This is a genomic window from Rhodoblastus acidophilus (genome assembly GCF_025961575.1).
Lineage (GTDB): Bacteria > Pseudomonadota > Alphaproteobacteria > Rhizobiales > Beijerinckiaceae > Rhodoblastus > Rhodoblastus acidophilus_C.
On record NZ_JAOQNX010000027.1, the window covers coordinates 51,749 to 75,537 of the forward strand.

The 23,789-nt window shown below is 64.4% G+C and carries 20 protein-coding genes and 2 pseudogenes; 17 read left to right on the forward strand and 5 right to left on the reverse strand.

Going from position 1 to position 23,789, the window contains the following annotated elements; translation table 11 throughout:
• Positions 1-80: 80 nt before the first annotated feature.
• Positions 81-418: pseudogene (locus tag M2320_RS17790) on the reverse strand (IS66 family transposase); the annotation flags it as partial.
• 147 nt (positions 419-565) lie between these two features.
• On the opposite strand from M2320_RS17790, the gene M2320_RS17795 reads away from it, so the two are divergent.
• From M2320_RS17795 to M2320_RS17815, 5 genes are all read left to right on the forward strand, one after another.
• On the forward strand, positions 566-2,779 hold the full coding sequence (locus M2320_RS17795) for a TonB-dependent receptor (protein WP_264598426.1): 2,214 nt from the start codon (positions 566-568) through the stop codon (positions 2,777-2,779).
• 481 nt (positions 2,780-3,260) lie between these two features.
• Positions 3,261-5,507: a TonB-dependent receptor gene (locus tag M2320_RS17800; protein WP_264598427.1), complete on the forward strand. Its 2,247-nt coding sequence runs from the start codon at positions 3,261-3,263 to the stop codon at positions 5,505-5,507.
• A 12-nt stretch (positions 5,508-5,519) separates the two neighbouring features.
• On the forward strand, positions 5,520-6,524 hold the full coding sequence (locus M2320_RS17805; protein ID WP_264598428.1) for an ABC transporter substrate-binding protein: 1,005 nt from the start codon (positions 5,520-5,522) through the stop codon (positions 6,522-6,524).
• On the forward strand, positions 6,521-7,585 hold the full coding sequence (locus tag M2320_RS17810) for a FecCD family ABC transporter permease (RefSeq protein ID WP_264598429.1): 1,065 nt from the start codon (positions 6,521-6,523) through the stop codon (positions 7,583-7,585). Before M2320_RS17805 ends, M2320_RS17810 begins: the two co-directional genes overlap by 4 nt.
• Positions 7,578-8,336: an ABC transporter ATP-binding protein gene (locus tag M2320_RS17815; protein WP_264598430.1), complete on the forward strand. Its 759-nt coding sequence runs from the start codon at positions 7,578-7,580 to the stop codon at positions 8,334-8,336. Before M2320_RS17810 ends, M2320_RS17815 begins: the two co-directional genes overlap by 8 nt.
• Positions 8,337-8,524: 188 nt before the next feature.
• On the opposite strand, the gene M2320_RS17820 is transcribed toward M2320_RS17815, so the two are convergent.
• A complete protein-coding gene (locus M2320_RS17820; RefSeq protein WP_264598431.1) occupies positions 8,525-8,818 on the reverse strand; it encodes a PepSY domain-containing protein in 294 nt (97 codons plus the stop codon).
• Positions 8,819-8,958: 140 nt separating this feature from the next.
• On the opposite strand from M2320_RS17820, the gene M2320_RS17825 reads away from it, so the two are divergent.
• The 12 genes and pseudogenes from M2320_RS17825 to M2320_RS17880 all read left to right on the forward strand — a co-directional run.
• Positions 8,959-9,258: a hypothetical protein gene (locus M2320_RS17825; RefSeq protein ID WP_264598432.1), complete on the forward strand. Its 300-nt coding sequence runs from the start codon at positions 8,959-8,961 to the stop codon at positions 9,256-9,258.
• A gap of 445 nt (positions 9,259-9,703) precedes the next feature.
• Entirely contained in the window at positions 9,704-10,069 is a 366-nt protein-coding gene (locus M2320_RS17830; RefSeq protein ID WP_184427304.1) for a hypothetical protein, read from the forward strand.
• Positions 10,070-10,464: 395 nt separating this feature from the next.
• Positions 10,465-11,103, forward strand: coding sequence for a MotA/TolQ/ExbB proton channel family protein (locus tag M2320_RS17835; protein WP_264598433.1), 639 nt, complete (start codon positions 10,465-10,467; stop codon positions 11,101-11,103).
• Entirely contained in the window at positions 11,103-11,552 is a 450-nt protein-coding gene (locus tag M2320_RS17840) for an ExbD/TolR family protein (protein ID WP_264598434.1), read from the forward strand. Before M2320_RS17835 ends, M2320_RS17840 begins: the two co-directional genes overlap by 1 nt.
• Positions 11,549-12,361, forward strand: a complete 813-nt coding sequence (locus M2320_RS17845) for a TonB family protein (RefSeq protein WP_264598435.1) — start codon at positions 11,549-11,551, stop codon at positions 12,359-12,361. The genes M2320_RS17840 and M2320_RS17845 overlap by 4 nt, the downstream gene beginning before the upstream one ends.
• A 178-nt stretch (positions 12,362-12,539) precedes the next feature.
• Positions 12,540-14,879 carry a TonB-dependent receptor gene (locus tag M2320_RS17850; protein WP_264598436.1) on the forward strand — a complete coding sequence of 780 codons (2,340 nt, stop codon included), beginning with the start codon at positions 12,540-12,542 and terminating at the stop codon, positions 14,877-14,879.
• Positions 14,880-14,888: 9 nt separating this feature from the next.
• Positions 14,889-15,884, forward strand: coding sequence for an LLM class flavin-dependent oxidoreductase (locus tag M2320_RS17855; RefSeq protein WP_264598437.1), 996 nt, complete (start codon positions 14,889-14,891; stop codon positions 15,882-15,884).
• Positions 15,884-16,897, forward strand: coding sequence for an ABC transporter substrate-binding protein (locus tag M2320_RS17860; RefSeq protein WP_264598438.1), 1,014 nt, complete (start codon positions 15,884-15,886; stop codon positions 16,895-16,897). The genes M2320_RS17855 and M2320_RS17860 overlap by 1 nt, the downstream gene beginning before the upstream one ends.
• Positions 16,875-17,912, forward strand: coding sequence for a FecCD family ABC transporter permease (locus tag M2320_RS17865; protein WP_264598439.1), 1,038 nt, complete (start codon positions 16,875-16,877; stop codon positions 17,910-17,912). The genes M2320_RS17860 and M2320_RS17865 overlap by 23 nt, the downstream gene beginning before the upstream one ends.
• Positions 17,909-18,682, forward strand: coding sequence for an ABC transporter ATP-binding protein (locus tag M2320_RS17870; RefSeq protein WP_264598440.1), 774 nt, complete (start codon positions 17,909-17,911; stop codon positions 18,680-18,682). Before M2320_RS17865 ends, M2320_RS17870 begins: the two co-directional genes overlap by 4 nt.
• Before the next feature lie 5 nt (positions 18,683-18,687).
• Positions 18,688-19,506 carry a class I SAM-dependent methyltransferase gene (locus M2320_RS17875; protein WP_264598441.1) on the forward strand — a complete coding sequence of 273 codons (819 nt, stop codon included), beginning with the start codon at positions 18,688-18,690 and terminating at the stop codon, positions 19,504-19,506.
• 399 nt (positions 19,507-19,905) lie between these two features.
• A pseudogene (locus tag M2320_RS17880) lies at positions 19,906-20,237 on the forward strand (IS21 family transposase); the annotation flags it as partial.
• A gap of 101 nt (positions 20,238-20,338) precedes the next feature.
• Here the strand turns inward: M2320_RS17880 and M2320_RS17885 are convergent.
• The 3 genes from M2320_RS17885 to M2320_RS17895 all read right to left on the reverse strand — a co-directional run.
• Positions 20,339-21,199 (reverse strand): IclR family transcriptional regulator, encoded by an 861-nt coding sequence (locus M2320_RS17885; RefSeq protein WP_264598442.1) that lies wholly within the window; start codon positions 21,197-21,199, stop codon positions 20,339-20,341.
• Positions 21,200-21,404: 205 nt separating this feature from the next.
• The gene (locus tag M2320_RS17890; protein ID WP_264598443.1) at positions 21,405-22,997 is read right to left on the reverse strand and encodes a porin; all 1,593 of its coding nucleotides are present in this window, start codon (positions 22,995-22,997) and stop codon (positions 21,405-21,407) included.
• A 408-nt stretch (positions 22,998-23,405) separates the two neighbouring features.
• The coding region (locus M2320_RS17895; protein ID WP_264598444.1) for a dihydrodipicolinate synthase family protein at positions 23,406-23,789 on the reverse strand (384 nt) is incomplete at its 5' end.

Consider the following 23,789-nt stretch of genomic DNA (forward strand, 5'->3'; position numbering starts at 1 on the left):
ATGCCGGTCCGCCAAACACTCACAACCTAACTTTCGAAAACCCTGGGCTTTCCAGCCCGCATCGCCGTTGCCGGTTACTTTTATTTTGGTCCGCTTGCCGCCGGAAAGAGCCAAGGCGATCGCGCGGCGGCTGTGGCCGCGAGTTGGCGCGCCTTCCAGTTCCACGGCAACAGGTCGTCGATCTGCTTGGCGGGATGATCCGGCAGCCGCGCAAGGACATGGGTGACCAAGCCTGGGGGGGCGACGTCGTTGAACTTGCACGTCTCGACCAAGGTATAGACTGCGGCTGCCCGGCGGCCTCCCGCATCGGAGCCGGCGAACGTCCAGTTCCGGCGACGACGGCGATGCCCCTCAGGGCGCGCTCGGCGGCATTATTCGTAAGACAGGTGCGGCCGTCGTCGAGGAAACGGGTGAAGGCGACCATGACGACAGTCTGGTCAGCCAAACGCGCAAGCGCTAGCCAGCTTTCCCGGCGACGCGCCCCGCGTCAAACGGATTGACAAATCTGCGCCAAAATATGTTATGTTATAACATAACGTCAGTGACCAGATTCTGCGGGGCTCCGGTGCGGTCTAATCTCTTTTGCCTTCTCGGCGGCGCGTTGCTCTCGATCGGCGCCAACGCGGTGCGGGCCGAAACGGTTGCGCTGCCGGACATAGACGTGACGGCCGCGCCCACATCCGCCGCACCCATATCCACTGACCCCAAGCCCGACGCGCCCATCTCCCCCGCACCATCCACGGCGGTCGCGTCCCCCGACACCGCCTCCGCGCCGTCCTCTTCCGAAGCGGCGACCCTGGCCCGCATCCTGCCGCGCGCCGGCGCCAATTCCTTCGAGATCGGAGCCGACCAGATCGCGCGATCCCCCCAGGGCGCCAACGCCAGCGTGGAAAAAATCCTGTTGCAGGCGCCGGGCGTGTCGCAGGATTCGGTCGCCAGCGGCCAATTCCACGTCCGCAACGAACACGCCAATGCGCAATATCGCATCAATGGCGTGTTTCTGCCCGAGGGCGTCGCCGGCTTCGGCTCGATGCTGACAACCGGCTTTGTCGGGAGCATCACTTTGCTCACCGGCGCGCTGCCGGCGCAATATGGCTTGCGCACCGCCGGCGTCATCGACATCGCCAGCAAGAGCGGCGCTTTCGCCAATGGCGGCGCCGTCGGTCTTTACGGCGGCAGCCACGGCGATTTCGCACGCACCTTCGAATATGGCGGAACCAGCGGGCAGACGGAATATTTTGTCGCCGGCCGCTGGTTTCAGACCGCGCTCGGGCTCGAAAACCCGACGCCCGCCCCAACCGCGATCCACGACCACGCCAATCTCGGCAATTTTTTCGGCTATGTCTCGTCGCGGCTCGAGGACGGCGGGCGACTGAGCCTGATCACCGGAACGTCCGCCGCCGCCTATCAGATCCCCGCCAATCCCAATCAGGATCCCTATCCCGGCGCCAGCGCCTTCCTGCCGGCGAGCGCGCCGAGCAATTCCGCGCAGCTCAAGGAAAAGCAGTACGAAAGCAATCTGTTCAACGTGCTGTCCTGGCAAAAATCCTTTGGCGGCGCGGATGTTCAGCTCGCCTATTACTCCCGCTACAGCCGCCTCGCCTACGAGCCCGACATGCTCGGCGACCTGCTCTACAACGGCCTCGCCTCCCGGGTCGAGCGCATCAGTTTCCTCAATGGCCTGCAGGCCGATTCCGCCTGGAGGATCGGCGACCGCCATGTGCTGCGCGCCGGCCTGTTCGGCGATGGCGAGGACACGCGGGTCGGCAACGCCTTGACGGCCTTCCCGACGGACGCCTCTGGCGCGATTGTGGGAACGCCGGTCGCCCTCGGCTTTGACGGCGGCAGCGAGTTCGGCTGGCGCTGGGGCGGATACGTCCAGGACGAATGGAAAATCACCGACAAGCTCACGCTCAACGCCGGCCTGCGCTTCGATCAGATTTATGAATATGTCAATGGAAACCAGCTCAGCCCCAGAGTGAACCTGACCTATGAGCCGTTCGAGGGAAGCCGCGTCCACGCCGGCTTCGCCCGCTATTTCACGCCGCCGTCGCAGGCGCTTTCGGCGCCCGCCAATCTGGCGCTGTTTGCTGGAACGACCGCCGCGCCCGCCGTCACCCTCTCCGGCGCGGTCTTGCCCGAGCGCTCCAGCGTGTTCGACATCGGCTGGGATCAGAAAATCCTCGACGGGCTGAGCGTGGGCGTCGACGGCTATTACAAGCAAGCGCGCGATCTGCTCGACGACGGCCAGTTCGGCCAGGCGCTGGTGTTGACGGCGTTCAATTACGATCGCGCCGTCAACGAGGGGCTTGAGTTCAAGCTCAATTACGACGCCGGCGATTTTAACGCCTACGCCAATCTGGCCTGGGCGCGGCAGGTCGCGACAAACGTCGTCTCGAACCAATATTTGTTCGACCCCGATGAACTCGCCTATATCGCCCAGCACGACATTCCGACCGATCACGCCCAGACGTTGACGGGATCGGCGGGCGCGTCCTACCTGTGGCGAGGAACCCGCTTTTCCGCCAACCTGATTTATGGGAGCGGCATGCGTTCGGGATTCGCCAATCTCTCCCATGTGCCGGCCTATACGCAGGTCAATGCCGGCCTTTCCCATGACTTCGTCTTTGGCGACCTCAAGCCGACCACGCTGCGCTTCGACATCGTCAACGTGTTGGACAGCGTCTATGTGATCCGCGATGGCAGCGGCATCGGCGTGTTCGCGCCGCAATACGGTCCCAGGCGCGGCTTTTTCCTCGGCCTGTCGCAAAGACTTTGATGGACCTGGCGCAGCGCCGACGCCATCCGCGCCATTGTGCGCGTCGATCGCAAAGGCGATCCCGCAGATTCATCAACTGGCCAGCGAGGTGCGAGAGTTCTGTCGTGAACGGCCGCAGGGGTTTTGTACATTCTTGAACGAAAGCGTTTCCCGTACTCCCCGGAAATGCTGACTTACGGCGGTTTAGCATTTTGGCGCGCAAATTGCTGAGAGCGCTGTGCATGGTTCCTTTCGCATGCGACGGACCTGCCCCTGTCGTCTCTGCTCTGCGAGACGACCGACCACGGCCTGAGCCGTTTCCCGAAGCAGACCGAATTGTCCGACGCCAGTGGTGCGCCGGCGCGCGTTCGGTCATGGAGGCGCGATGGTCCGACCCTTTTTCCTGAAAACCCGCCGCTAGCGCTTTGCCGTGAACGGCCTGTTGTCAACGCGACGGCGCCCCGCCGTCCGCGCGGTCCCCTGTTGCCCTATGGAATGCCCCATGAACGCGTCTCTCCTCTCCCCGTCCGTCGCTGTTCGCTCGACGCGCGCCTCCCTGCTGCTCGCCACCGCCCTGCTGACCTGCCACGGCGCAAGCGCGCAGGAGGCGGCGCAAGGCGTGCCGCCGATCGACGTGAACGCCGATCTCACAGCGCCGGCCTCGACGCCGGCCGGCGCGCCCCGCGTGGACGGCGCGGGCAAGCCGATGACCGGAACGGTGGAGGACGGCTATCGCCAGACCTATTTCAACATGGGGCCGCTCGGCGAACGGAAAGCGCTCGACCTGCCTTTCAGCGTGCACACGATTCCGGAAGCCATCATCACCAACCAGGACGTCCAGACGTTTTCGGAACTGACCAAATACATCCCCTCGCTACAACAGCAGGGGCATCCCGGTCTCGAATTCGGACCGCCGGTGATCCGAGGCCTGGTCGCAGACGATTCCTCCGCCAATACGCGCATCGACGGCATGAACGTGCGCGGCGACACGCAATTGCCGTTCAGCCTTTACCAGAGTTTTGAAGTGCTCACCGGACCCTCGGGCGCGTTCTACGGATTCACCTATCCCGCCGGCACGCTGAACGGCATTCTCAAGCGTCCGACCGCCCAGCCGATGATGAGCGCGACCGTCGGCTATATTTCCAACGCGCGTCCGGAAGTTTCGATCGATTTCGGTGGTCCGATCCCCGAGACCAACGGCGTGCTCGGCTATCGCCTCAACCTGCTGCACAGCGACGGCCAAAGTTTTGTCGCGGGCAGCGACGTCCGGCGCGACGTGCTCGGTCTCGGCGTCGACATCACCCCGACGCCGGACACCAAAATCGAGCTCAACGCCAACCGCTACCGCTACGAGCAGGCCGGCCTGCCCGCCGGCTTCGCCTACAAGGGCGGGGTCGTTAAGCTGCCCGCCGCGCTCGATCCGACCAAACAGGGCTATGGCCAGAGCTGGAGCGCGCTGATCGCGCAAACCGACATCACCGACGCCAAGCTGATCCATCGTTTCAATGAGGACTGGCGCCTCGAGGCGGGCATCCTGCGGCAGGAGGCCGACCGCTGGTTCGAGAACCGCCTGACCAACACGCTCAACGGCAATGGAACGTACAAGGCGACCTATTCGAGCAGCGGCAGCCTCACCACGGTCGTCAGCAACATCTTCAACATCAACGGCGTGGTCTACACCGGCCCGCTGAAGCATGAACTGGTGCTGGGAACCAACGGCTTTCGATCCGACGCCTATTCGCTGCCCTCGTCCCCGACCTACACGCTGTCGTCAAAGATTCCGCTCTACGACCCGATCGTGTTCCCGACCTACGTTCCGAATGCGCCCGGCCCGAAATATCTCTCTTCGACCATCGTCCAGCAATCGCTGGTGCAGAACGACACCGTGCATTTCAATGATCAATGGTCGCTGATGCTGGGCCTGGCCGAAAGCTGGATCGACAACACCAATTATGCGTCGGCGAGCCCGCACAACCAGCAGAGCCAATATGTGGAGAATGGCGTCCCAAACCCGGTGACGGCGCTGACCTTCAAGCCGCGCGAGGATGTCACGACCTATGTGTCCTATTCCTCGTCGGTGCAGTCCGATATCGCCCCGGCGACCGGCGTCAAGAATCCGAACGAGGCGCTGAAGCCGCTGCGCAGCACGCAATATGAAGGCGGCGCCAAGGCCTCGCTGCCCGGCGTGGATGTGAGCAGCGCGCTGTTCTACATCGTGCGTCCCTATTCGGCGACAGACACGGACGGCTATTTCAAAAACCTCGGCAACCAGGACGATCTCGGCGCCGAATTCACGCTTCGCGGCAAGGTCACCGACGATTTGACCCTGGTCGGCGGCGTCACCTGGCTCGACACCAAGCTCGCCGACATGAAGGGAGCGAACGCCGTCAACAACGGCAATCAGGTGGTCGGCATCCCGCGCTGGCAGACCAGTTTGCTCGCCGAATACGCCGTTCCCCAATTCCACGGCCTCACCGGCGTGCTGAACCTGCACTACACCGGCCAGCGCGCGGCGGACGCGGAGAATTTCAGCTGGGCGGCCGCCTATTTCACCACCGACATCGGCGCGCGCTACCAGGCCGAACTCGCCGGGCAGAAACTGACCTTTCGCGCCATGGTCGAGAACGTGTTCAACGAAAAATACTGGGCCTCGATCAACGGCGACATGAGCGGCGCCAATGGCGCGAACAACACCGCCTATCTCGGCGCGCCGCGCACCTACAAGGCTTCGCTGTCCTGGAATTTTTGAGAGGACGCCTCCATGATCCGCTCTCTCAGTTTCGCCCTCGCGTTGCTGTGCGCCACCTTGGGCGCGCAGGCGCGCGACATCGTCGATATGTCCGGCCGCACGGTTTCGGTCCCCGACGAGATCACATCGGTCTACGCGATGACCCACGCCATGCCGCTGGTCGTCGCCCTAGCGCCGGACAAACTTGCCGGCTTCGCCAGCCCGCGCGCGATGAGCGCGCAGGCGCTAAAACTGCTGCCGCCGGAACTTTCGAAACTGCCCAATCTCGGCGGCGGGCCCGACGCCAATCTGGAAAAGCTGAAGGATTTAAAACTCGACATCGCCCTGGGCTGGACCAGTCCCGGCGAAACCTATCCGGCGCGTCAGATCGAGCGCATCGGCCTGCCCGTGGTGAACATCGACGTCGACCGGCTCGACCAATATCCGGCGACCTTCCGCTTTCTCGGACGGCTTTTCCAGCGCGAGGCGCGCGGCGAGATTTTGGCGCGCGAAATCGAGCGGGAAATGTCCGAGGTGCAGGTGGCCGTCGCGGAGGCGAAGGGGCCGAAGCCCCGCGTCTACTACGCGGAATCGCCCGATGGACTGACCACGCAATGCGATGCGTCCGATCGCGTCGAGGTCATTTCGCGCGCGGGCGGCGTCAACGCCCTGCATTGCGAGCCGAACGCCCCGTTCGCGGCCAATTATCCGCTCGGTCTCGAACGGCTGTTGATGCTCGACCCCGACGTGATCGTGACGCGCTTCGCCACCACGGCGGAGGCTATTCGCAAGGATCCGCGCTGGGCGCAGATGAAGGCGGTGCGCGCCGGAAAAGTGTTCGCCGCGCCGGGCGAGCCCTTCAACTGGTTCGACCGGCCGCCGTCCTACATGCGGGCGCTGGGCGCGCGCTGGCTGGCCGGCAAGTTGTTTCCCGGGGCGAAGCTCCGCGATCTCCGCGTGGATGCGCGCGCGTTTTATGCGATGTTTTTCGGCGTGACGCCGTCCGACGCCGATCTCGACCGATGGCTCGCGCCATGACCGCTTCGGTCTCGATGGCCGCGCCTCTCTCGCCGGCCCGCCTGCTGCGCCGTCTGGCCGACTGGCGGATCACCCTGCCGCTGGCGTTGGCGGGAAGCGTGCTCGCGGCGCTGAGCCTGGGAAAATTCGCCATGGCGCCGGGCGAGATTCCAAAATTGTTCTGCGCCATGGCCGGGGCCTGTACGATGGCGCCGGAGCGCATGGCGACGCTCGCCAATGTCGTTATCGACATTCGCCTGCCGCGCGTCGCCGCCGCCGTCCTGGTCGGCGCGGCGCTGGCGAGTTCGGGCGCGGCCTTCCAGGCCGTGTTCCGCAATCCGCTGGCCTCGCCGAGCCTGCTCGGCGTGCTCGCCGGCGCTTCGTTCGGCGCGGCGCTCGGCATCGTGCTCGGCGCGCCCTGGGGCGGCGTGCAGGCGCTGGCCTTTGTCATGGGGCTTGCGGCGGTGGCGTTCGGCGGGACCATCGCCGCCCTGTTTCGCGGCGCGCCGGTGGTGATGCTGGTGCTCGGCGGCATGATCAGCACCGCTTTGTTCGCCGCGCTGCTGTCCATCGTCAAATTCGTCGCCGATCCCGTCAACCAGTTGCCCAACATTGTCTACTGGCTGATGGGCAACCTCGGACAGTCCGATCTCGCCCAGGTGACGGCGCTCGCGCCGCTCATGCTCGGGGGCGTCGTGGCGCTTTGCGCGCTCGGACGCGGGCTCGATCTCTTGGCCATGGGCGATGACGAGGCGCGCAGCCTCGGCGTTCCCGCTTCCGCGCTGCGCTTCGGCGCCCTCGCGTTGGCGACGTTCGTCTCGGCGCTGACCGTGTCGCTCGCGGGCATGATCGGCTGGGTCGGGCTGATCGTGCCCCATGTCGCGCGGCTGGCTTTGGGCGCCGGCAACAGCCGTCTCATTCCGGCAAGCGCCATGCTCGGCGCGATCTTTTTGCTCGCCGCCGACGTTTTGGCGCGCACGGTCGCCGATGTCGAGATTCCCATCGGCATTGTCACCGAGCTCTTGGGAATCCCCGTTTTCTTGGCCGTGCTTGGCCGCGTGCGAAGAGGCTGGAATGAATAGCGAGAGACTCTGCGCCGATGCGGTGGCTTTTTGGCGCGGATCGCGAAAAATTCTCGATGGCGTCGATTTCGGCTTCGGCCGGGGCGAACTGGTGTCGCTGCTCGGCGGCAATGGCGCAGGAAAAACCACGCTGCTGCGCATTCTGCTCGGCCTGCTGGCGCCGCACAGCGGTGTGGTGACGCTCGATGGCGTCCCATTGCAGCAGCTGGGTCGGCGCGCCTATGCGCAAGACGTCGCCTATGTGCCGCAGTCCCATGTCGCGCCCTTTCCTTATCGCGCCCGCGAGATCGTGGCGCTCGGCCGGGCGCCGGCGGTTGGACTGTTCGGGCGCATGGGCGCGCGCGACGCGGAGGCGGCGGAGGCCGCGCTCGCCATGTTGCGGATCGGCCATCTGGCGGAACGCGACTACACCACGCTCTCCGGCGGCGAGCGGCAATTGGTGATGATCGCGCGCGCACTGGCTCAAGGCGCTAAACTTCTAGTCTTGGACGAGCCCATGGCCGGGCTCGACTACGGCCATCAACTTCGGCTGCTCGGCCATTTGCAGCGGCTGGTCGACGAAGGGTTTGGCGTGTTGATGACCACCCACCATCCCGATCAGGCTCGGCTCGCCTCGACCCGGATCGCGGCCCTGGTGGAGGGGCGTATCGCTTGCGACGGACCGCCGGGGGAGGTGCTGACGCCGCATACGATCCGCCGACTCTACGGCATAGATCCCATGATGATCTTGCAAAGCGAGCGGCCGGGATAGCCGCGTCAATGTCCGCGCAGCATGCGGTTGGCAGAGCACGGCGAGATCAAAATCCTCGGTGTCGCCGAGGAACCAGGCTTTTTCTCCATCGCGGGCCAGTTCCGCCACGTGTCCGGCGCCCTCCAGGGCGCGCAGGAGTTCGTCGCCCACCTTCTTCTCGTCTTCCACAACCAAGATGCGCATGGTTTTCAGCGGTTTGTCGATGCGCCGATCGTCGCATCGACGCAGAGATGACGATAGCGTCCGTCAGGCCCGAGCGCCTTGATCCGGTACAAGAACCGGCGGCCGTCCGCTTCGAGGGCCACCTCCATGATCTCGCCTGCAATCGCAGGCTGCAGGCGAACCAGCGCGTCGGCAAGAGACAGGATTTCGCCGCGACGGACGAGGTCGCGCGCCCTGTCCGGCGACAGGGACTCGGCCCAACCCCGCGCGGCCGCCACGAGCGCAATGGAAAGGAGGAGGATGCGAGGCGAAGCAGACATGACCGGCGCCTTTGAACAGCGCATCATCGGCTCCCGAACCTTGCAAAAAGCTGTCGGCCGCTGTCAGCCGTTTCTCATCCGCCGCGTGTCAAATTGCGTCCAAGGCTGTGTTGGACAGTCCATTTGACAAGGAGCGTGTCATGAAAATCACGATGACGGCCCTGATCGCCGCCGCAATGCTCGCGTCGCCGTCGCTGGCGCTCGCGCAGCGCGGTCCCGTCGCCTCGGCTTGCGCCAGCGACATCGAGACCTATTGCAAGGGCCTGCCCCATGTGAACCGGGCGGTGCGCAATTGCCTGGAGCAGAACAAGGCCAAGGTCGGCGCTTCCTGCCGCGATGCGTTGAACGCCACGGGATGGGGCTATCGCCACGGATATGGTTGCGGCGGCGGCGCGGGATGCGGACGCGGAAGCCAGACCCAGTCGAGCAAGGCCCAGTAGAGGGCAGGAGTAAGGTCGGCGCGCCGCCTGCGCCGCGCATGTGGCTCTGCGCATGAAAGACCAAAAGGATGGCGCAACACCTCGGGCGCAGCGCTCCGGTCCGGCGACCGTCGGCCCTCGCCGCCCTCGCGCGTCGACGCGCCATCCTCCTAAATATTGGCGAGCCGAACTGCGCCTGGGCTGTTTTCCGACAAGATATCGATCTCGCTCACATCGACTCGAGAATGAATTTTAATTTCGTTGCCGTCGCGAAGGTCAGATTGTAGCGTTGGTCTACAGTAGCGCATTCGCTGAGAATGACCTTAAGATCCGCAAGGAACGTTCCGTAATCGTTTGGGGTTGACGGCGACGCCTGTCGTATCTTTGCATCATCTTGGGTACGCCGACACAGCGCTGCTTGCATGGCACAGGCGCCAGCGGCGTGGCGCAGTGGAGGACCGAAAAGATGAGATGCGGTTCTATCAAAAAGGGGGCGCTGATCGTCGCCCTGTTGTCCACTCTTCCCTTCGCAGCATCGCAGACCGCGCAAGCCGGAATGCGCGTGGTGAGCGGCCAAGCCTATTGGGAGGGCGATCCGGGGCCGATCAATCCGGGGGCCTACTGGACCAGCGGTCAATATGCGTATGACCCCCATCATTACAACAGTTGGTTTGGCTCGGAGCCACAGACCTTCAAAATGACCGTCTATGCCGAGCACACGGGAGAGGCGCGCTGTGTTTGGCGGAGCCGCGTCATCAACAGCAACTGGGAATTTCGTCACCCTTATCTGCGCGTCTGCCGGCCTTACGAACGGAGCGCTCGCGCGCGCTGACCTCGAAAAAATGAGGCGGGAAAGGGCGCAAGAGCGCGCGCGTTTTCCCGCCGCTGCGAAGGCTCGCGCCTTGAAGTCCAGTTTGCGCAAGGCGGTCGCAAATCGGATCGCCGCCCCCGTGGTGAGGCAATTCACGCATCCGCCGCCGAAACGGGCGGCCTTGGATCGCCCATTTTTCTCTCGCTGCGGTTTCGGACATTTCGTCCCGCGTCTCGCTTGGGCGTTGAGCGACGCGCCAGCCGCCGATCGCCCAGATCCCCGCACCAGCAAATGAGCTAAGCATTTCGCAGCGCCCGCGGTCGCGCATGCCGCGGCGCCGAACTTTTGCGCTTGTCTGTGGCGATGACCTATGTAATCGCTTGACATATACCGCGACTTTGGAGTTGCTTTCGAATATGAATTCCGTTGGTCTGTCGCCGCTCGCCCTGTTCTTGCAAGCTGGCGCAGTTGGCAAGTGCGTCATGGCGCTGCTGTTCCTTGTCTCCGTGTGGGGCTGGGCGCTTATTCTGCAAATCTGGCTCTCAGGACGCCGCCTTTCGTCGGCCGTCCAGGCCGCGCGCCAGGATGAGGCGGCGCCTTTGCTCGCCGAGGTGCTTGAGGCCGGCGTTCGCGCGCAAGCCGCCACCGTTGAGAGTGAAACGCACGCCGACCGGCGTTGGCGCATCGGGGAGACCATGACGCGCGCGGCGCGCGGGCTGCTGCTGAAGGCCGAAGGCGGCCTGCCGAGCCTCGCCGTCATCTCCTCGACCTCTCCGTTCATTGGCCTGTTCGGCACGGTCTGGGGCATCATGTCGTCCTTCGCCTCGATCGCCGAGGCGCACGACACTTCGCTGGCCGTGGTTGCGCCGGGGATCGCCGAGGCCTTGGCCGCCACCGCCATCGGCCTCGCCGCCGCCATTCCCGCTTCCGTCGGCTACAACAGGCTTTCGGCTTTGTTCTCGCGCGTTTCGGCCGATCTCGATTGCCTGGTGCAGGAGCGCGCCGACCGTCTCGTCAGCGCGCGCGCGCCCGTCGCGATCAAAGAGGCGGCGTGATGAAGCCGTCGTCCGTGAGCGAGCCCAGCGGCGTCTATCGCGTGCAGGCGGAGATCAATGTCACCCCGCTGGTCGATGTGATGCTGGTGCTGCTGATCATCTTCATGATCACGGCGCCCATGCTCACCGCCGGCCTGCATGTGAACTTGCCGAAGGCCAAGGCTGCGCAAAAGCTCGATCCGAAGCCGCCTGTGATCCTGACCTACAGCCGGGACGGCAAGGTCGAGCTGGACGGCGAGAGCTACAACGTTGAGCAGATCGTCGAGGTGGTGGAGGCGAGACTCGGCGACGACCGGACGCAGCCGATTCATTTGCGCGCGGACCGCGATTCGACCTATGGCGACGTCGTCGCCTTGATGGATGCGCTCGCGGCGCGCGGCCTGACCCGGCTGGCGCTGCTCACGGGGCCGGCGCCGCAGGGGAGCAAGACGCCGGCTGAACGGCCGTGAGCCTCGCCGCCGTGCTGCCGATCCGTACGCGCCTGTCGCTCACCGGCGCCTCGCTGGCGGCGCATCTGGCCGCCCTGAGCGCCTTCGCGCTGGTGCAGACGTCTCCGACCGTGCTCGCGCCGCTGAATATCGATGTGATTCCCCAGGGCGATTATGTCGTGGACACGATCGCCATCGCCAGCGACAGCGCGCCGGAGCCTGCGCCGGAACAGGCGGAGCCTGAGGCGGCGCAGGCCGCGCCCGCGACGCCCGCTCCAGTCGCGCCCGCCGAAATGGAGCCCGATCCTGCGGCCCAACAGGCGGAACTGGCGGCGCGGGAGAAGCAATCGCGCGAGAAAAAGCGGCGGGAGGCGATCGAGGCCCGGCGCGAAGCGGCGCGGGAAGAAGCCAGGGAGGAAGCGCGGCAAGAGCGTTTGCGGGAAAAGCGACGCGCGGCGCAGGCGCGTCATAACGCCATGCGGCGCGCGAGCGCGCAGGGCGGCGGCTCCCAAGCGCATCGCGCCGGCGTCGCCGACGGCGCGGCCGCGCGGGCGGCGCGCGCGAGTTATGGCGCGATCATTTCCGCCGAACTCAACCGCCACAAGAGCTATCCTCCCTCGGCGCGGGCGCGCGGCGAATCGGGCGCGGTGGGCGTCGCGTTCACCGTCGGCGGCTCCGGGCGCATCGTCGGTCATTCCATCGTCAGTTCTTCCGGCTCTTCGGCGATCGACGGCGCGGTTCATGCGATGATGCGCGCCGCTCACGCCCCGCCGCCGCCCGGCGGCGCGTTCCACGGCAGCATCGTCGTCCGCTTCAATCTGAGTCGATGAGCATCGGCATGCGGTGTTTTGGTTTCATAATATGAAACCAGCACGCCGAAACTCTGCCTCGATATGACCATAAAATAGGCAGAATGCGGCCAAAAATCCTCTTATCACAGAGCCACGAGCCTTATATTCATGTATTTGAGATACATAAACGCCCGCGCGATTCCGAGGATCCCTGCTCATGCGCCGTTCTTCCCTCCTTGCCGCCCTGCGCGCCAGCGTCTCGCTGGGCGCCTGTCTTGTCGCCTCGGGCGCTTGGGCACAGGAATCCGTCCCCGAGATTCATGTCGAGGCTCCTGCCGCCGCGTCTTCCGCCGCGCCGCCCTCCGGCGCGGCGACGGATGCGGCGGCAGCCTCCGGCCGCCCCTCCGCGCAGCTTCCCTCCCGGCGCGATGGGGCGGCCACCGCTTATGACGTCAGCGGCGACGGCGTCGATTTCGGCGTGTCCAACGGCGGCTCCAACGTGCTGCGCACGGTCGGCAACTTGCCCGCCGTGGACGCGCCGGCGATCGATCCCTACGCCGCCGCCAATCTTCCGGGCGGGACCAAGGGCATTCGCGTGCGCGGCATCATGGGCCAGCATGGCGACAGCATGAGCACGGTGGACGGCATTCCGCTCGCCGGCGCCAATCCCGGCGTCGGTGCGATGTTCCTGATCCCCAATGAGAATTTCGCCCGCACCACCCTCTACCAGGGCCCGATCGCGCCCAATGTGCTCTCCTATTTCACCTCCGCCGGCGTGATCGACAGCCAGATCGCCTGGCCGAAGGACAAGATGGGCGGCGAGATTTCGCAGAGCGTCGGCTCCTACAATTTCTTGCGCACCTTTGCGCGCGTGGATTCCGGACTGCTGTTCGACAATACGACCAAATTCTTCCTCTCCGGCGCCTGGACCGACGCCGACAAATGGCGGGGAACCGGCAAGTCGCCGGATGGCAAGGGCGATTTCACCGCCGGACTCGAGACCCGGCCGAACGATTCGCTCGACGTCAAGGCGCTGGTCGCCCACACCCAGGTCGACCAGAACACCTATCAGGGCCTGACCTACGCGCAGGCCAGCAATCTGCCGAAATATCGCTTCCTCGATTTCACCGGGGTCCCGGTCGCCGGCAGTCTGATGAACTGGTACGGCTACAATCGTCAGAGTTTTGACGTGTGGTCGGCTTTCGCCGAAGTCTCCTACAGGCTCAACGCCGACACCGTCATCACCGTAAAACCCTATTTCCTTCACGAGAACGGCTATTACCTGGACGGCATGGCCAATGGCATGGTTCGCCAATGGCTGATCGACCATGATTATTATGGCGGCGTCGCCGAACTGAAGACCCGCGCCCTGGATACGGATTTGACGCTCGGCTACTGGGGCGGCGCCGGCGAACTACCCGGGCCGCCCACGGCCTGGAAGATGTATGCGCCCAATGCCGCGGGCGGTCTGACCTTCAAGAGCTGGGGCATACTGGCGCAGCAGACCCAGCCGAACCTGTTCAATTCGCTCTACGCGCTGGCGGACCGCCGCTTCGACGCGCTGCGCGTGCAGGTGGGCTTGCGCTACATGTGGCAGACCCTGCCGGGGATCAACGCCATGATCCCGGGCGCGGGCGCCGGCAACGTTTCCTATTCGACCGCGATCGCGGCCTCCACCGTCAACGCCCAGAACAGCGTAACGCCCGCGACAGTGGGCGCGGCGCTGCCCTATCTGGCGCTCGCCTATGATGTGAACAGCGACCTTACGGCGCGCGCAAGCTTCGGCGTCACCTATACGGGCCCGGCCATCGACCTGTGGCCGACCTACCAGCAGAACGCCGCCGCGCTCAACAAGGCGGGGATGAACCTCAACCAGCTCTGGCATGCGAGCAAGCCGGAAACCGATGACGTCGTCGATCTCGGCTTCGACTGGAGATTCGCGTCGCCCATCGGACCGGGAACCTTCAGCCCGACCGTTTTCTACGCGCGCAACCACGATCAGAACGTCTCCTACGATCCGGGCGTCGGCGTCGCCTTTTCCCAGACCGTGGGCGAAAGCCAGTCGCTGGGCGCGCAGGCGATGGTCAAGTTCGACCCCAGCGAATATCTCTCGGCCTTTGCGGCGATCGGCTATCAGAACGTCACCTTCGTCGGAAACCTGCCGTATTGGCCCGGCGCTTCGGCTGCGGTGATCGCCGCGACCAAGGTGGACGGCAAGCTGATTCCCGACGCGCCGCTGTGGATCTCGACGCTGGGCGCCGAAGCGCGCTGGAACGGTTTTTCGTTCTCGCCGATCGTTCACATCGTCGGCGACCGTTATGGCGACACCTCCCACAAGCAGTCGGTCCCCGGTTATGCGACCGTCGACATGCGGCTCGCCTACCGCCGTCCCGTCGATTTTGGTGAGATGGAGGCCAGCATCACCGTGACAAACCTGTTCGACGCCGCCTATATCGGCCAGATCTCCTCGGGCTACTATCAGGCGACCTCATCCTCCGGCATCTACTATCCCGGCGCGCCGCGCGCCGTCCTCGGCAAGCTCGCCTGGCGCTATTGAGAGGCCGTCATGCGCATCGGTGTCTTCTGCACTTACGAAAATCCGCGCGACGATTACGTTCATTGCCTCACGACGCAGACGCGGCTCGTGCAGCATGTGGAGGCGCTCGGGTTTGAGGAAGCCTGGGTCGCCGAGCATCATTTCAATCCGGATGCGGCGAGCCCGTCGATCCTGGCCCTGCTCGCCTATCTCGCCGGGGTGACCTCGACAATCCGGCTCGGCTCGGCCGCGGTGCTGCTGCCGTTCCGCAATCCGATCCAGGTGGCCGAGGATGTCGCCACCATCGACATATTGTCCGGCGGCCGCTTCGATTTCGGCGTCGCCAGGGGCGGTCCGTTCCCCTTGCAAAACAAGCATTTTCATGCGGACAAGGATGTGTCGCGCGACATGACCATCGAGGCGCTGGAGCTGATCCAGCGTTTGTTCGCCGAGGAGGAAGTGAGTTTTTCCGGCCGCTATTATCAGGTGGATTCGGTGCGGTTGGCGCCGAAGCCCCTGCAAAAGACCATGCCGGTGTGGATCGCCACCACCACGCCCGACGCCATCCAATACGCGGCGAAAAGGGGCATTGGCGTGATGGGCGGCTCGCCTTTCCCGCTGCAAAAAGTGGTGGACATTGTCGAGACCTATCGCGCGGCGGCGCCGGGAGTCAATCCGCATTTGGCGCTGGCCCGGTTCTATTTTGCCGCGCCCACCCGCGAGCAGGCGCTCGCGGAAGCCCAGCCTTTTGTCGCGCGTTTTTCCGAGCGCATGAGGGGCATTTTCATGGCCAAAGTTCCGGATGGGATTGGCAAGGGACCGTCCTTCGACGCCGAGGGCGTGATCGCGCGCTCGCTGATCGGCTCCTATGACGAGGTCATCGCGCAGGTTCAGGAAATCCAGCGCCGCGCGGCGCCGCGCTCCCTGCTGCTGAAGCCGGCTTCGCTCGACGCGGCGAAAAACCTGCAAACCCTCACCGATTTCGCCAAGTTCATTCGGCCCGCGCTGGCCCGGGAAGCCGCCTGATGACATCGCTTGCTCGCATCGCCGCCATCCTGCTGGCGCTGGTGGCGCCCGCGCAGGCGCGCGATATCGTCGACATGGCCGGACATACGGTCCAGGTTCCCGACAAGATCACAAAAGTCTTTTCGGCGTCCTATCCGCTGACCGTGCTGATGTATGTCGTCGCGCCCGATCTGCTCAGCGCCGTGAATGTGCCGCTCACCGACAAGCAAAAGCCGTTTTTCGCGAAGCGCCTCGCCGATCTGCCGGCGGCGGGCGGCACGCCCGGCCAGAACCGCGCCGCCAATCCGGAAGAAATCATGGCGCTGCACCCGGATGTGATCATCGCCTGGACCGATCCGCTGGGCGGCCATCCGCCGGCGGAACAAAGCTGGGCGCAGACTGGGCGGCCGGTGATCTACCTGAACGTGAGCAAGATCGAGGATTACCCGGCGGCGCTGGATTTTCTCGGCGACCTGCTCGACCGTCGCGCCCGCACCGACGAACTCAAGGCTTATGTCGTCGCCGCGCTCGACCGTGTGAAGACGGCGGTCGCCAGCGTTCCGCCGGACAAACGCATAAAACTGCTTTACGCCGAAAGCGCCGACGGCCTCGCCACCGAATGCGATTCCTCCTTCCACATGGAGGCGTTCCGCCTCGCCGGCGGCGACAGCATCTATCATTGCGCGCAGGCCACCCATATGGGCATGGAGAAAATCTCGCTTGAAGAGATCATCGCCCGCCAGCCCGCGCTGATCGTCGCGCTCGACCAGAAATTCAAGGAGGTCGCGCAATCGCCGGAATGGCGCAATGTCAAAGCCGCGGCAGAGGGCCGCGTCTACACCGTGCCAAAAACACCGCTCAACTGGCTCGATCGTCCCCCGAGTTTTATGCGCGTGCTCGGCGCCCAATGGCTTGCGAACATTTTCTATCCGCAGGCGTTGCCGCTCGACATCAAGGCCGAGACGAAGAGATTTTATAAACTGTTCCTGGGCGTCGAACTCACCGACGAAGATGTCGCGCGCCTATTCAACTGACCGCGCCCGCACGCTGCTGCTGTTCCTGGGGCTCGTCGCCGCTCTGCTCGCGACCTGCATCGCCGCGCTTTCGGTGGGACGCTACGGGCTTTCGGTCGGAGACATTCTGGGCTTTCTTGCCTCGCGCGCAAAACTTGCGGCGCCCGATCAGGCGCGCGACGATCTGCTGCGCAATATTCTCGTCGACATCCGCTTGCCGCGCATTCTCGCGGCGGCGGTCATCGGGGCGGCGCTCAGCGTCGCCGGCGCGGCGTATCAGTCCGTGTTCCGCAATCCGCTGGCCTCGCCCGGCCTGCTCGGGGCGCTCGGCGGCGCGAGTTTCGGCGCCGCGCTGGCGCTGATCCTGGGCCTGTCCTGGATTGCCGTGCAGGGATTTGCCTTCGCCGGAGGCATTGGCGCGGTGGCGCTGGGCGTGGGGGTCGCCGGCCTGTTCGGCGAGGCCTCGACCATCACCCTCATTCTCGGCGGCATGATCTCCGGCGCCTTCTTCACCGCGGCTTTGTCGATTCTAAAATATGCCGCCGATCCCTATGACCAGCTTCCCGCCATCGTCTATTGGCTGATGGGCAGCCTCGCCGCCATCGGTCTCACGCAAATCCTCTGGACGGCGCCGCTGATGCTGGCGGGCATGGCGGCGCTGGCGCTGCTGGGGCGCCCGCTCGACGCGCTGGCCATGGGCGAGGACGAGGCGCGCGGGCTCGGCGTGCCCGTCGCGGCGCTGCGCTATGGCGCCATTGCCGCGGCCACCTTCATTTCCGCGCTGAGCGTGTCGCTGGCCGGCATGATCGGTTGGATCGGCCTGTTCGCGCCGCATTTTGCCCGGTTGATGGTCGGGCCCGGCAATGCGCGCCTGCTGCCGGCCTCCGCCCTGGTCGGCGCCATCTTCCTGATCGCCGCCGACACTCTGGCGCGCAGTTTGACCCGCACGGAAATTCCCATCGGCATCATCACCGAACTTTTGGGGATCCCCGCCTTCATCCTGGTGCTGCGCCGGGCGCGAAAGGGCTGGATGTGAGGGCGCGGCTCGCAGCAACTGCTCTGGTCTTCGCGCGCAACCAGAAACGCCGTGTGCTCGACGGCGCGACGCTCGCCTTCGGCCCCGGCGAAATCGTGTCGCTGCTTGGCGCCAATGGCTCGGGAAAAACCACGCTGCTGCGGCTGATGCTGGGCTTTTTGCGCCCCGAGGCGGGCACGGTGGCGCTGGAGGGGCGCGAGCTGCGGGCCTGGTCGCGCCGCGATATCGCCAGAAAAGTCGCCTATGTCGCGCAAAACCATGTCGCGCCGTTTCCTTATCGCGTGCGCGATGTCGTCTTGCTCGGGCGCCTGCCGCGCGCGGGTTGGCTGACGCCGGTCACGTCGCACGATTTCGCATCCGCCGACGCCTTGCTCGATCAATTGGGCATTCTGACGCTGGCCGAACGGTCCTATACGGAAGTGTCCGGCGGCGAGCGCCAGCTCGTCCTGATCGCCCGGGCGCTGGCGCAAGGGGCGAGCCTGCTGGTGATGGACGAACCCATGGCGGGCCTCGACTATGGCGCGCAAATCAGGCTGATGCGCTTGTTGCAGGAGTTGAAGCGCAAGGGCCTCGGCGTGCTGCTCAGCACCCACCATCCCGAACATGCTTTTTGGGCGTCCGACGCCATCGCGCTGTTGGAGCAAGGGCGGATCGCCGTGAACGGCGCCCCGCGCGACGTGCTCGACGCCGAGGCGATCGAGCGGCTCTATCGCGTCAAAGTCTCTGCCCTCGCGGCGCCCGATGGCCGCTGCGCCTTTCTGCCGGAGTGAAACCCTTGAGCGAAGAACGTCCCATCATCACCGAGCTGGATTTTGGCCGCATGTATCGCGACCATCAGACCCGAGCCGGAGGCTGGGCCAAGCCACCCGAGTTCTGGGACGCAAGGGCGACCGCTTTTGACGCGCGGGTTCGGGCGGGCGGCAGTTATATTGAGTCTTTCATCTCGCGCATGGACTTTTCCGATTGCCACAGCCTGATCGACATCGGTTGCGGCAATGGCGCTCTGCCGCTGGCGATGGCGTCTCGCTTCGAAAAAATCGTTGGGGTCGATTACAGCCCAGCCATGCTCGATGTCGCGCGCCAGCGCGCCGCCGAAGCCGGCGCATCAAATTTTTCTGCGGTGTTGCGCGCCTGGGAGGACGATTGGAGCGATCTGCCCGTCTGCGACATCGCCATCGCCTCGCGCTCGACCGGCGTGATGGATCTGGAGGCGGCGCTGCGCAAGATCGACCGGCAGGCGAGAATGCGCGTCTATCTCACCGCGCCTGTCGGGTGGCGCGTCGTCAACCCCGCCGTCTTGAAAGCCCTCGGGCGAGAGGTGGCGCCGACCGTCGACAAGCCAGACTACATCTATTTCATGAATCTGCTCTATCGCATGAACAGGATGCCCCGGCTCGACTTCATCGCGCATCCGCGTGTGGAAGAACCCAAGGCGGACTGGGAGAGTTTTCATCGCAACGCCTCGTTTTTTCTCGGTCCTCTGTCGGAGGCCGAGTCGGTGCGCTTGCGCGGATGGCGCGAGGCGAATCCAGAAGGTCCCCTGTTCACGCGGGACCAGGAGCATTGGGCCTTCATCTCCTGGTCGACGTGCTGACGGAATATTGCTGCGCCGCCGGAAACGTGATGTCGCTGTCTTCCAAGGATATAGCGCCAAAATCTCGACATCGCGCCTGTTGGTGTTGTCTCGGGCATTGACGCGCCCGGCGGTGCGATTCAAGGTCTCAGCCAGCGGTCAAAGGCTAAGGTGATGGTCGCGTTCTTGGGTCACGTCAAAACGCCGCGCGGACAAGCCGTTGCACCGCCGAAGGCTCAAAGATCCAGGATCGCGCCGCCAAATCGACTTGGGCCCGTCCGGACAACGCAGGACGCATCCCTCCGAGATATTCGGGAACAGCAGCGCCGCTTCCGGATGTTCCAACAGGTTGCCCAAGGTGTTGACCCATGTTTTGCATCCGCCCTGTCCGTTTCAGCGGGGGGCGGCGGAGTGATCGACATGGAGTTATTGAGCGTGACCCGCGCCGTGCGTTGCGGGGCCAGCTTTCGATCCGGGAGATAGCGCGACGGACCGGCTTGTCGCGCAACACCATCCGCAAACATCTGCATTCCGACGCTGTCGAGGTGAAATTCAAGGTTCCGGAGCGGACGAGCAAGTTCGACGCCTTTTCCGAGAAATTGTCCGACTGGCTGAAGGCGGCGGCGCGCAAGCCGCGCAAGTAGAAACGCACGCTCAAACAATTGCATGACGATCTGGTCGCACTCGGCTTCACCCGCTCCGACAATCGGGTGGCCGCCTTCGCCGCCGATTGGAAGGGTGAGCGCAGCCACGGCGGGACCGATGGCTACCATGAGGGCGATTTACGGGAAAGTCGCGATCGAGCATGCGCTGGCGATCGGCGGCGGCCGGCTGACCGGCCTTGGACCGGCGCTCACCGATGAACCGCGATAGAGGCCTCTACGCTTCCATTGGCCTCGATCGCGGCGGCGATTTCACGCGCCGCCGCCTTGGCGCCTTGCAATGCGCCTTTTTCCAGATTGTCGGCGAGCCTGCGTACGGTCGGCGTCGTGATGCTCACCGCTCCGATGGCGTCGCCATCCTGCCCGAGCACAGGCACGGCCAGGATCCGAAGCCCCTCGGTCAGGGTCGATTCGCCGACGACATAGCCTTTCTCCCGGATGCTGGCCAAGGTGGGCAACACGTCCTCGGCGGAGCGTTTGTCGCGGAAATTGTGCGTCCGATCGCGGCTCACCGCCATATAGGCGTCGAGCGACGCCGGCGATAAAAAGGCGAGAATGCATTGGCCGATCACGCTGATATGGGCGGGAATGGTCGTGCCCACCCGGATATCCACGCCGAAACGCACCAGGCCCGATCGGACCCTTTCGATATAGAGAACGTCGGCGCCCTCAAGAACGGCGAAGCTGGCGGCCTCGCCCGTGTCATGCACGAGTCGCCGCAAGGCGGGGCGCGCGATCGAGCGGATGTCGCGCCGGCCGATGGCGTGGAAGCCGAGGTCGAGCACTTTCAACGTCAGCGAAAAGCGCTTGGTCTTTTCATCGCGGTGGACATAGCCAAGGTTCACCAGAGTGGTGAGCAACCGATAGGTGGTTCCCGCGTCGAGATCGGCCTCCGACGCCACTTCGCTCAGGGTCAGGTCATCGCGGTCGTCAGAAAAAATCTCGAGGACGCGAAACCCTTTGGCCAGCGACTGGACGGTGCTCTTGGCGGCGGCTGCGCTGTCTTTCGGCTTTTTTTCGCTCGCCGGCTTCGCCGTTTTCGGTTGTCGCATGATGTCGTCCTGAAAGCCCCGATGTGAAACGCGGGGAATGCGAGAGAATGCCTTACGGCAGACCGGAACATCGCGCAATGCGCCGAGGCGTCGCCTGAAAACAAGAAATCGCCCGCAAGACCAGCTTGCGGGCGGCCGTTCGACCATTTGGGAAAAAGGCGTCGCCTGGCGCCGCGAAACGGAGACGCCGTGGGGATGGAATGCGTCAGAACGTGTAGCGCATCCCGGCCTGAGGCATGAAATTGTTCTTGTAGAGCGATCCGCTCGCCATGCCGCCGCCGTAAACCGAATAGAACAGGCCGCCATACACGTCGAAGCGCTTGCTCAGGCGGTAATCGGCAAGGAGCGAATAAGCCTGCAGCCAACCGGCGCAGGTGATCGCCGAAGTGTTGCGGCAATAAGCCACGCCATAGCTGTTCTGCGTCACCGAATAATAGGCGGCGTCAAACTCCAGATCCTTGCTGTAGCTGTAGCGCAGGCCGGTCCAACCCGCCTGAACGATGCGCTGATGCGGATAGGCGGCGTTATTGATCGCGCTCAGGACATAGCCGCCGATCGTTGAAATGCCGGGAGACAGTCGGTTCGACGGGTTCGAGAAATGAATCTGCTCGTAGCCGCCGAAAATGACGAAATCCTTCCAGGTATAGCTGGCGCCGATTTGCGCGCCCTGGGTGTCGGCCACCGTTCCGGCGAGGCTGTCGGCTGGCAGCGTTTTCAATTGGACGGACGTCAGCGAAGACGACAGGATGGCGTCGGCGTAATGGCCGAAATAGGCGTCGAACGAGAAGCCCTCATAGGAAGCGCCGCCGCCGATCTGGTAAGCCGGATTGGCTCCGGCGTAATCGCCTTGCTTGACCATTGCGGCGAAGCGGGCGGGACCCGCGCTAACCTGATATTTGGTGGCCATGTCCCAGCGCCGGTCCTCGGTGGCGCCGATGGCGCTGTAACTTCCAGCATAGCCGAAAACGGAGAAGCCGTTGCCGGTCCGCATGGGGTCATATTTGATCATGTTGTCGGCGGTCAGCGCATTCTGCCGTCCGAATGTCAGCTTGCCGAACGTCGTCGAGGACACGCCGACAAAAGCGGCGGCGTTAAACGGCTGTCCGGCGAGGCTGGTGTCGCTGTTGGCGGACTGGTTCTTGAGCGGGACGCCATTTTGCAATTGGAGCGACTTCAAGCCGTCGGACAATTGCCCGGACCCGGAATCGAAGTAGGACTGCAGGTTGAAGAAGGCCGACCATCCCGGAATGATTTCTGTTTCCCCCTTCAAGCCGAGATAGGTGTTGCCGTAATTGTTGCCGGCGAAGCCAAACACCGGCCGATTGCTGTATTTCGAGATCAGGTAGGGATAGGACGATGCGGCGAAGCCGCTGAAAGGGGCGCCATGCGTCAGATACGCCAGGCCCGCCTGCACGGACCCGTATAGCGTGAGGCCATGCCATGTGAGCGGGCCGTCGCCCGCGATAACGTCCTTGACGCCGTTGGGCAGCGCCGCAACGGAGTCCGCACCGGGCGCATGGGCTTGCAGCGAAGCCGGATCGGGCGCGCCGCGTTGACGTTCGAGTTTTTCGAGGCGCTTGACGAGATCCGTGTTCCGCTTTTCCAAAGCGGCGGACTGCGCCTTGAGTTCGGCGATCTGATCGGCCCGGGCGGTCATCTGCGCAGAGGAGGCGCCAACGTCTTCCGCGCGCGCCACGCCCTGCCCCGTCATCACGGCGAAGGCCGTCAGCAGCGTCAATCGGGAGACGGCGCCGAAGCCGCCGCCATCGTGTCGGGTTCCTGTTGAAGCCAAGGTCATCGCTCTCTCTCCTCATCGACGGGCGCAGCTTGCCAGCCACACCGGCGTTCTTCCCTCTATTTTTTCGGATTGCGAAACTTTTCACGCTTTATGATCTTTTGTTGATCTTCTTTTGTGAGGCCGTCAAGGGAGCACGCGCACTTGATGCTCCCAGGGTCATTCCGCAAGGCGCCTTTAATGAATTGATAAATAATGCTTTTCAGTCGTTAATGCCGCGAGAACGCGACAAATGCGCCAAGAGGCGCGCCACGATTCGCAAACGCTGTTGCAAACGGGCGACAATCTGGCTGTCGCCCAGGCGCCCCTGCGCGGCGCTGCAAAAATGAAAGCGGCGGCGTCTTTTGGACGCCGCCGCTTGTTTGCCAACGCGGCGGGGGAGGCGCGGCGCTGGCGGCTTGGGTTTGGGGCTCAGGCGGCGAGGGCGAAGCCCTGGGGCTTGCCGAGGCCAGCGGCGCGCATGGCGTCGGCGATTTCCTTGTCGGCGCCTTCGGCCAGCGGCAGCAGCGGGGTGCGCACCGTGGCGTGGTCGAGGATGCCGCGCGCGACCAGCGCCCATTTCAGCGCGACGGTGCCCTCCATATGCGAGCCGCGGTGATAGACGGCCTTGGTCACCGGCAGCAGCTGGTCGTGCAGCGCGCGGGCCTTGGCGTAGTCCTTGGCCTTGCCCGCCTTGATCATCGCGATCAGCAGTTCGGGGGCGATATTGCCGTAGCCCACCAGCGCGCCGTCGACGTCGAACATGGTGTGCAGCAGATATTCGTCATGGCAGGTGAGGATCTGCAGCTCGGGACG

Bases quoted from the DNA above. Each gene is read 5' to 3' on its own strand.
- M2320_RS17800 (WP_264598427.1), top strand. From the start codon at position 3,261: ATGAACGCGTCTCTCCTCTCCCCGTCCGTCGCTGTTCGCTCGACGCGC.
- M2320_RS17805 (WP_264598428.1), top strand. From the start codon at position 5,520: ATGATCCGCTCTCTCAGTTTCGCCCTCGCGTTGCTGTGCGCCACCTTG.
- M2320_RS17810 (WP_264598429.1), top strand. From the start codon at position 6,521: ATGACCGCTTCGGTCTCGATGGCCGCGCCTCTCTCGCCGGCCCGCCTG.
- M2320_RS17815 (WP_264598430.1), top strand. From the start codon at position 7,578: ATGAATAGCGAGAGACTCTGCGCCGATGCGGTGGCTTTTTGGCGCGGA.
- M2320_RS17820 (WP_264598431.1), bottom strand. From the start codon at position 8,818: ATGTCTGCTTCGCCTCGCATCCTCCTCCTTTCCATTGCGCTCGTGGCG.
- M2320_RS17825 (WP_264598432.1), top strand. From the start codon at position 8,959: ATGAAAATCACGATGACGGCCCTGATCGCCGCCGCAATGCTCGCGTCG.
- M2320_RS17830 (WP_184427304.1), top strand. From the start codon at position 9,704: ATGAGATGCGGTTCTATCAAAAAGGGGGCGCTGATCGTCGCCCTGTTG.
- M2320_RS17835 (WP_264598433.1), top strand. From the start codon at position 10,465: ATGAATTCCGTTGGTCTGTCGCCGCTCGCCCTGTTCTTGCAAGCTGGC.
- M2320_RS17840 (WP_264598434.1), top strand. From the start codon at position 11,103: ATGAAGCCGTCGTCCGTGAGCGAGCCCAGCGGCGTCTATCGCGTGCAG.
- M2320_RS17850 (WP_264598436.1), top strand. From the start codon at position 12,540: ATGCGCCGTTCTTCCCTCCTTGCCGCCCTGCGCGCCAGCGTCTCGCTG.
- M2320_RS17855 (WP_264598437.1), top strand. From the start codon at position 14,889: ATGCGCATCGGTGTCTTCTGCACTTACGAAAATCCGCGCGACGATTAC.
- M2320_RS17860 (WP_264598438.1), top strand. From the start codon at position 15,884: ATGACATCGCTTGCTCGCATCGCCGCCATCCTGCTGGCGCTGGTGGCG.
- M2320_RS17865 (WP_264598439.1), top strand. From the start codon at position 16,875: ATGTCGCGCGCCTATTCAACTGACCGCGCCCGCACGCTGCTGCTGTTC.
- M2320_RS17885 (WP_264598442.1), bottom strand. From the start codon at position 21,199: ATGCGACAACCGAAAACGGCGAAGCCGGCGAGCGAAAAAAAGCCGAAA.
- M2320_RS17890 (WP_264598443.1), bottom strand. From the start codon at position 22,997: ATGACCTTGGCTTCAACAGGAACCCGACACGATGGCGGCGGCTTCGGC.